We start from the raw sequence: 1,505 nt of genomic DNA on the forward strand, positions 1-1,505 counted from the left end.
TGGGCCGGAGGGACGGACGTCGTGCCGTCGGATGGTTCGACGTTGGTGGGTTTGTTCGAGGCTCAGGCGGCGGTGCGTCCGGATGCGGTGGCGGTGTCGTGTGAGGGTGTGTCGTTGACGTATGGGGAGGTGAATGCGCGGGCGAATCGGTTGGCGCGGCGTTTGGTGGAGTGTGGTGCGGGTCCGGAGCGGTTCGTTGCGTTGCGGTTGCCGCGGTCGGCGGATCTGGTGGTGGCGGTTCTGGCGGTGTTGAAGTCGGGGGCGGCGTATGTGCCGATCGACCCGTCCTACCCGGCCGAACGCGTCGCCTCCATGCTGGAGGACGCCCGTCCCGCGCTGACGTTGGGGCCGGACGACCTGGACGCCTCCGGCTACGAGGACACGAACCTGGATGTTCCGCTGTCCCCGGACAACCCCGCCTACGTGATCTTCACGTCGGGTTCGACGGGGCGTCCGAAGGGTGTGGTGGTTCCGCATCGGAATGTGGTGCGGTTGCTGCGGTCGACGGAGCGGTGGTTCGGCTTCGGGCCTTCGGATGTGTGGACGCTGTTCCACTCCTACGCGTTCGATTTCTCGGTGTGGGAGTTGTGGGGGGCGTTGGCGTACGGCGGTCGTGTGGTGGTGGTGCCGTTCGCGACGTCGCGTTCGCCGGAGGACTTCTTGCGCCTGCTTGTGGCGGAGCGTGTGACGGTGCTGAACCAGACGCCGTCGGCGTTCTATCAGCTGATGGCGGCGGATCGGGAGGCGCCGGGTGCGGATCTGGCGTTGCGGTATGTGATTTTCGGTGGTGAGGCGCTGGATCCGGGGCGGTTGGCGGAGTGGTATGCGCGGCATCCGCAGGACGCTCCGGTGCTGGTGAACATGTACGGGATCACCGAGACCACCGTCCACGTCACCCGCCAGATTCTCGATCGGGACCTGGTGGCGTCCGGTACGGGCAGTGTGATCGGCACGGGGATCGCGGACCTGCGGCTTTACGTGTTGGATGAGCGTTTGCAGCTTGTTCCGCCGGGTGTGGTGGGGGAGTTGTATGTCGCGGGTGCGGGGTTGGCGCGTGGTTATGTCAACCGTCCGGGGCTGACGGCCGAACGGTTCGTCGCCGACCCCTACGGGCCGCCCGGGACGCGCATGTATCGGACGGGGGATCTCGCGCGCTGGTCGAATGACGGGCGATTGGAGTATCTGGGCCGCTCTGATCAGCAGGTGCAGTTGCGCGGGTTCCGGATCGAGCTGGGGGATGTCGAGGCGGCGCTGGCACGGCACGAGGCGGTCTCGGATGTGGCGGTGGTCGTCCGGGACGACCGTCTGATCGCCTACGTCGTCGCCTCGGCTGACATCGATCCTTCTGATCTGCGGGCGTTTGTCGCGGAGTGGGTGCCGGAGTACATGGTTCCGGCGGTGGTGGTGCGGATGGATGCGTTGCCGTTGACGGTCAACGGCAAGCTGGACCGCGCCGCGTTGCCCGCTCCCGAGTCGGCGGTGCGGGTGTCGTCCCGGGGGCCGCG

At 67.4% G+C, this 1,505-nt stretch carries 1 pseudogene; it reads left to right on the forward strand.

The window, feature by feature from the left end:
- Positions 1-39: 39 nt before the first annotated feature.
- Positions 40-1,505: pseudogene (locus AR3_RS29030) on the forward strand (amino acid adenylation domain-containing protein); the annotation flags it as partial.

The organism is Actinomadura rubrobrunea NBRC 15275 (genome assembly GCF_001552235.1).
In the GTDB taxonomy this organism is placed as follows: Bacteria; Actinomycetota; Actinomycetes; order Streptosporangiales; family Streptosporangiaceae; genus Spirillospora; species Spirillospora viridilutea.